Origin of the sequence: Hymenobacter algoricola, assembly GCF_039539525.1 — a bacterium.
Lineage (GTDB): Bacteria > Bacteroidota > Bacteroidia > Cytophagales > Hymenobacteraceae > Hymenobacter > Hymenobacter algoricola.
Genome location: NZ_BAABDH010000083.1, coordinates 1 through 6,906 on the forward strand (window position 1 = coordinate 1; position 6,906 = coordinate 6,906).

The 6,906-nt window shown below is 45.1% G+C and carries 5 protein-coding genes; 4 read left to right on the top strand and 1 reads right to left on the bottom strand.

Translation table 11 applies throughout. The features are described 5' to 3' along the window. Window positions 1–445: 445 nt before the first annotated feature. Window positions 446–1,006, bottom strand: coding sequence for a hypothetical protein (locus ABD842_RS14105; protein ID WP_345115115.1), 561 nt, complete (start codon window positions 1,004–1,006; stop codon window positions 446–448). An 826-nt stretch (window positions 1,007–1,832) separates the two neighbouring features. Here ABD842_RS14105 and ABD842_RS14110 point away from each other — a divergent pair. The 4 genes from ABD842_RS14110 to ABD842_RS14125 all read left to right on the top strand — a co-directional run bounded on the left by ABD842_RS14110 (window position 1,833) and on the right by ABD842_RS14125 (window position 6,849). Then, window positions 1,833–2,801 carry a tyrosine-type recombinase/integrase gene (locus ABD842_RS14110; protein ID WP_345115117.1) on the top strand — a complete coding sequence of 323 codons (969 nt, stop codon included), beginning with the start codon at window positions 1,833–1,835 and terminating at the stop codon, window positions 2,799–2,801. A gap of 96 nt (window positions 2,802–2,897) precedes the next feature. After that, a complete protein-coding gene (locus ABD842_RS14115; RefSeq protein WP_345115120.1) occupies window positions 2,898–4,412 on the top strand; it encodes an AAA family ATPase in 1,515 nt (504 codons plus the stop codon). A gap of 1 nt (window position 4,413) precedes the next feature. Continuing rightward, on the top strand, window positions 4,414–5,283 hold the full coding sequence (locus ABD842_RS14120) for an HNH endonuclease (protein WP_345115123.1): 870 nt from the start codon (window positions 4,414–4,416) through the stop codon (window positions 5,281–5,283). Window positions 5,284–5,412: 129 nt separating this feature from the next. Beyond that, window positions 5,413–6,849 (top strand): DEAD/DEAH box helicase, encoded by a 1,437-nt coding sequence (locus ABD842_RS14125; RefSeq protein ID WP_345115125.1) that lies wholly within the window; start codon window positions 5,413–5,415, stop codon window positions 6,847–6,849. The last annotated feature ends 57 nt before the right edge of the window (window positions 6,850–6,906 follow it).

Below are 6,906 nucleotides of genomic sequence, written 5' to 3' on the forward strand. Positions count from 1 at the left end.
ATCATCTGCGGCCCCATGAGGCCCTCAACTTCTTAACCCCCATCGAGTTTCGCCAAGCTGCCTGACCTCTACTTTTGACTGGCTCACTTTAAGGGGGAGCTTACATAAGGTATTGTTGAATTTAGAGAGCATACAGTTGTTGATGGAAATGGATTATCTGTGCTGTTGAAGATCAAAGAGTATTCGAATGTAGAGCAAAATACCGGTTTGCCATTCATTTCGAGCAGGGTATAGTATCGACCATTTTCCACCTGTTTGTTTCTCTGCAGGGACGTTATGACGTTTGTCACATTTGTTAAACGGTCGTTCCAGGAGTGTGACGTCTATGATCTTCATTAACTTGTTTATCCGCGAAGGCGGGAAGTAGCATAAGAACGAAGCATTAGGCTTGATAAATCTTCGTCATCATACCTACAATTGTTGCTTGTTATCAGTCGTAATGATGCTAGCTCCGCTCCTGAGCAGCCGCTACGAGTGCCCGTAACCGACTTTCAATAATATATTTGCGGTCTTGTCCGGAGCCATAGGGTAACTGGCAATCGATGGCCTCCCGCAACTCGGGGTGGTGCAGCAACTGGCTGATTTCCGTACCCAAGTAAGTTCTAAGAGCTGCCGAAGCAGTTGCTACCTCCGCCGCTAGTTCCCGTCGATTATCCACCACATACACAATGTCTTCCAGATCGTTGCTCAGGCGAATATCGCCCATGCCCCGACTGCGCAACGCGACCAGCTTCGTCGCCATAAAATACTCTGCCGGCATAATCAGTATGGTGGTTTCATCAGGCAGGGTATAAGGAATAGCATGCGCAAAACCCTCTGGATACCACGGATTCGAAAAGCCTAAAATGTTGTCTTCGCTGATAGGCATTACGTCAACTACTAACCCCGCCACCCGCCAGCGACAAATGACATTCGATGTCTGATCATTACGAAAGCCCAGAGTACGCAACTCCTCTTCCAACTCGAAATAGGCGATGCGTGGTACTACCTCAATGATACAGTCCACATCATTGGTAGGGCGCGATTCTGCTGCCCTGGCTGTCGTGCTATAGAGGCCGGCAGTGCTACCTCCTACAAAAACCACTCGCTCCCGCAAGGGCCCCAGTGCGTGGGCTACGGCCTGCAGCGCGGCCAAGTTGGCTTGGTTAGACATTAGCTGGCATTATAAACGCCTTTAACAAGTCGCCAGCTAGCTTGCGCTCGCGGGGGCGACCCACACGTAGGGCATCGGCTAAGGCCAGCAATTCATATAACCGGGCATCCGCTTTGGCGGCCTGGAGCACGCGTGGGTATAGGGGCTCAATGGCACAGCCCCAGCTGTCGCTTTCTGCATCGGGCCACACATAGAGTTGTCCGGCAACTACCTGTTGGCTTAGTGGTGCAGCACTATGCGCTGTCGGCATGCCCCGCACCTGCTCGCCGGGCTGGGTCGGGAATGTTACGGGCAGTCCATAGAATAGGAACTCGAAAAAAGTCCGTCGGGACACATTGCGGCTTTGCCCATCTAGCAGGCGCGCGTACTGACAGCGCTTCAGACTAAAGGATATTTCAGTCGGGCTTAGAAACAAGGCTTGGGCTAAGTCTTTGCTCTGCCAAGAAGTGTTCTCCACTAAAAGGACTTTTAGTAGGATCACCACATCTTGAGGCCGTATTCCATGATGCTGTCGCATGATCAGTGGTTGATTTACAATTTGCAAATTGCAAATTGTAAATCAACCTGTCAACCATTCATCTTGCTAATAGAGGTATAAGGACTGATAACGTTTCCTTATCGTTCCTTATATTAGCAAGTCGAAAACCCTCACTTTTCGCCTTATTACTCCTTATTCTATATGGCCACCGACAATCAGCTGCCCGTCATATCGACACCGCCTGCCGCCCAGGTGCCCGCCCACCTGGTGGAATCCACCCAGCGCTACGTCGAGTCCGGCCTGCGCGGGGCGGCCAACACGGTGCGCGCCTATGCCGGCGACTGGAAGCGGTTCACCGCCTGGTGCCAGCTGCACCAGCTCGAGTCACTGCCGGCACCGGTCGAAGCGCTGATTGGTTTTCTCACGGAGCTGGCGGACGCGGGTAAGAAGTTTGCCACCATCGAGCGGCACGCTGCGGCCATTGCCAAGGCCCACGAGCTGGCCAATGTGGATTCACCTACGGCCGACAAGAAAATTAAGGTTTTGCTGAAGGGCATTGCTCGTGAGAAAAAGATGCGGCAAAAGCAGGCTCCGGCGTTTTCGCTCGATAGCTTCAAGCGCACGATCAAGAGCATCGACGTGAGCATTCCAGCCGGACTGCGCAACCGGGCCTTACTACTGCTGGGCTTTACTGGCGCATTCCGACGCTCGGAACTTGAAGCCCTCAATATTGAGGACCTGGCCTTTGATGATGATGGTCTGGTGGTGACGCTGCAGCAGAGCAAAACCAATCAGCTCGGTCAGGCCGAAGAGAAAGCCATCTTCTACTCTCCTGACCCGGCCTTATGCCCGATACGGTCATTGCAAGCCTGGCTGCTCGTGCTGGGACGCATGGAAGGGCCTGTATTCGTGTCACTGCGCAAGAACAATCAGGTGACTACCCGCCGCATGACGACGAAGTACACGAACTTGATTGTGCAGCAGAGCCTGGGCAATCAATATACGGCACACTCGCTTCGTGCATCCTTTGTCACCGTCTCTAAGCTGAATGGAGCTGATGACAGCAAAGTCATGAATCAGACCAAGCATAAGACCAGTGCGATGATTCGCCGCTATACCCGCCTTGACAATGTACGGCAGCACAACTCGGCCAAAGAGTTAGGCCTTTAGATTTCGAAACTATACTTAAGGCTAAAAAAGGTTCTTGTAAGCTACAATAGCAGCGTATACCTTAGCTTTACGGTTCTCACCCAAAAAATTTTATGTATGAATTTTTACACGGTTAATTATCCTAAAGATCTTCCAGATGGAAATGTAAATTTTCCATGTGCAGTCTTAGTCCCTGATGGATGGAATGACTTCAGCATGCACACTTTATTCAAGGTACATATCTATTCGAGAAAGAAGGAGAAAGTTTTCACAGGTGATCTCAAAATACTTCAAATAAATACAGAAGATCCGCAAAATGGCCAAGCTTTTACACACTTGCCTGATGAATTCGATGATCTTGGTATTGAATATTGTACTCTTGGACAGAATGTCTCCTATTACGAAAGACTAAGGAAATTACCTTTAAATTTATTCAAACCATTTCTTGAAGGAATAAAAGATGTTGTGTTTAACCCAAAAATTGCAGCAAGATTCAAATATGTAGGGGGCTTCAGCAGCTCACTCTTGAGATTCAGTGATGCAGAAAAGGCCTTTTATGAATGCGGAGCTCTATTTCAAAAATTTGTACAGGAAAGAATATTTAAATTTACTTTCACATGCCGTGTAGCTCATGCAGCTGGTAATCATAAAGTTGAATTTGATTTTTCTTCACATGCTACTGAGTTGAATAGAACAACTGTGATAATAGGCCGGAACGGAACGGGCAAAACACAATTTTTAGGCGAATTTGCACTTGCAATGAGTGGCTTGTCAAAAGATAAGCAAACAAGTTTTACTCCAAGGCGCCCAAGCTTTAGCCAAGTCATAGCTGTATCGTACAGCATATTTGACGAATTCAAGAGGCCTAAAGAGCAAACATATAGTTACCATTATTGCGGAATCAGGAGACCTGATAATAACACTGACGAATCTGAACAGTTATCGAAAAGCAACTTAAACAGCGATAAATTTGATTCTGCTCCGGTATTTTTTACACCTAAAGAGTTAGAGCATAAGCTAAACTCAGCTTTAATTGAAATTACTGAACGCGATCGAGTTGAGCAATGGAAGGAGATACTCGGGATTCTATTAGAAGGAGTATTTGATGATGAGGAGCAAGTGCAAATAGTATCATCGAAACTAAGTTTTTATCATCGCCTTAGTTCGGGCCAACGCATACTTGTCAACATTATCACTGACATAATAGCTAACATCGAAAAGGAATCGGTGATACTGTTTGATGAACCTGAACTGCATTTACATCCAGACATCTTCTCAGCTCTCATACGAGCTTTTGATAAAATACTTAAAACATTTGATTCATATGCTATTATTGCTACTCATGCCCCACTTCTTTTACAAGAAACACTGAGTAGGCAAGTTAAGATATTTGGGAGAACCGGGAATATACCTACAATATCACCTCTAACCATTGAATGCTTTGGCGAAAATTTAACAACGATTACCCGTGAGGTTTTTGCTATGCAGGGTACAGCTAACAATTTCAGAGCTCATCTCACAGAACTCAGCGTAGGTCGTACTCCTGAAGAAGTCGAAGCACTTTTCCCGCGAGGGCTACCTATGCAAGCAGAAGCATTTTTACAGACATCTATTAAGTTATCGGAGCGCTAAAATGAAGAACTTGTACCCGCTCACATCGGATTCGTTCACATACTTTGAAAATATAATAAAAGCAAAACGCAAACATAGGAAGCCAATACTTGAGGCGTTATCTGATGACATCAAGCTACTATATCAAGAATATGGCGCTAATATCTCAGCCCTAGAACTTTTAACGCCCACTTCTCTTAATGCTGAGCAGAAAGAAGCTTTACAACATTGTTATCTCGTGCCTGTGCAAACAATGTATGAATTGAGACATGACATAGAGGTTCATCAAATCACTTGTAATGCTGACATTGCTGCGTTTTGTCAGTACTGCGGATTGAATTATGGGGCAAAAACACTTGACCACTATTTGCCAAAAGATATATTTGCGGAATTTTCTACTCTTGCTTTAAATTTGGTTCCCTGCTGCGTTGATTGCAACACCTTGAAAGACACTGCATGGCTGAAAGGATCAGAAAGAGAAATTATCAGTTTCTATTATGATTCGCTACCTACAACTCAATTCTTGTTTGCAGATTTAGCTAAAACAGGAAATGTATATAAACCCTCATTTCATCTCAGCCTTGATGCAAGTGATTACTGTGGGATGGAAGCCACTATTAGGGGTCATTTCAATAAATTGGATTTATTAAATCGATATGCTGATGCTTCTGCTCCTGTTATCTCAGAGCAACAAGGCTTAATTGAAAGTATCGCTACTGAACATATAATTGCCGGTCTTGGGTTTGACGATGAAGAAATTATTGACTTAATAGTGCACATTTTAACTAAGAATGCTGTTAAACTTGGAAATAATCTTTCAATAAACCACTGGAAAGTACCACTTTATCAGAGCATATCCGCAAATAGAAATTTCATTAAATCATGTATTTAGCTCCATGAGCTATCTATTGATAATCGGCAAATTTAATGACATGGCAGAAACTTAAGCTCATTTAGTTTGCCAATTATTTTGTTATAAAATTTCTCGCTGGCCTTTCGCCTTAACCATCTACTCCGAATAATGGAATTGCATATACCTGAACAGCGCATTACAATTATTTCAGCGCCAAAATCCAAAAACACTGTAACTAAGCTTGTAAGTAAAGCCACTTTACTCAAGGAGGTAGCTGCAGTTAAGCACCAAAATGGCTTGCTCGTCAGCAACAAGGAACGGTCAGTCTATATAACTGATAAAGCGAAGGATATCCCCGAAGACCAGAACGATGTTGCGCAAAGCGAAAATTTGCCAACAATTGCAGCATTGAACGATCAGGGGTTGGCTATTAAAAAATGGCTTAAGTCCACGAGCAACCTTAATAACCCAGCTGATGTGGTTTCTTCTTGGCGGGGAAAACTAACCTTTCTGGAGGAGGACAGGGAAGCTGAAATTAATGGTTTGCGTCAGCCCCAGTTAGGGGCGCTTTACAGCATTCTAGGTCATTTAAAGCTGGCGGCTGAGGCAGGTGTTGTGGTATTGCCAACAGGTACTGGCAAGACGGAAACGATGCTGGCAGCTTTAGTAGCCAACCAATGCAAGCGGTTGCTAGTAGTGGTGCCATCTGATGCTCTACGGACTCAAATAAGCGAGAAGTTTATTACGCTCGGATTGCTGAAAGAATTTAAGATCCTATCAGAAGACGCAGCTTACCCAGCTGTGGGAGTTATTCGAAACGGGTTTACCAATATAGCTGATTTTCAAAATTTTGTAGCTAAAAGCAATGTGATTGTAGCTACCATGGCTATTTTGAAGAACCTCTCCAATGAGAACCTGAAGTATCTGGCGGCTGAGTGCTCGCACTTATTCATTGACGAGGCCCACCACGTGAAGGCGAAGTCTTGGGAATACGTGAAGGAACATTTCGATAACAAGAAGATAATTCAGTTCACAGCAACACCGTTTCGCAATGATGGGCAGCGACTGGAAGGTAAAGTACTGTTCAACTTTCCCCTGCGCGAGGCGCAGAGCCAAGGATATTACAAGAAAATTGAGTTCTTGGCAGTCAGTGTACCTAAGCTGAAAGAAGCGGACAAAGTAATTGCCGATACAGCTATTGCTCGACTCCGTACCGATTTGAAATCTTACAACCATATACTAATGGCTCGTTGCGCCACGAAAGAGCGGGCCGACGAAATATTTAAGCTATACGAGCAGGAAAAGGATTTGCAGCCCATTCTAATCTATTCTGGCGCACCGCGCGCTAAGGAAAATTATCAGAAAATTATCAAAAAACAGACCCGCATTATTGTGTGCGTTGATATGCTAGGCGAAGGCTTTGACTTGCCTGAGCTTAAAATAGCCGCATTTCATGACATTCGGAAAAGCTTGCCTATTACGTTGCAATTGGCAGGGCGCTTCACGCGCACAAAGTTTGACGAGCAGTTAGGGGATGCTTGTTTCATTGCCAACATTGGGGTTCTTCTTCCAAAAGGGCGGATTTACACGCTAAGCATTTTTTAGCTTCTGGGCGTAGTTATAGACTGTTCCATAAGCTACACCTAACTGCTTGCAGACCTG

Coding starts and splice junctions, on each gene's coding strand:
- ABD842_RS14110 (WP_345115117.1), top strand. CDS start 1,833: ATGGCCACCGACAATCAGCTGCCCGTCATATCGACACCGCCTGCCGCC.
- ABD842_RS14120 (WP_345115123.1), top strand. CDS start 4,414: ATGAAGAACTTGTACCCGCTCACATCGGATTCGTTCACATACTTTGAA.
- ABD842_RS14125 (WP_345115125.1), top strand. CDS start 5,413: ATGGAATTGCATATACCTGAACAGCGCATTACAATTATTTCAGCGCCA.
- ABD842_RS14115 (WP_345115120.1), top strand. CDS start 2,898: ATGAATTTTTACACGGTTAATTATCCTAAAGATCTTCCAGATGGAAAT.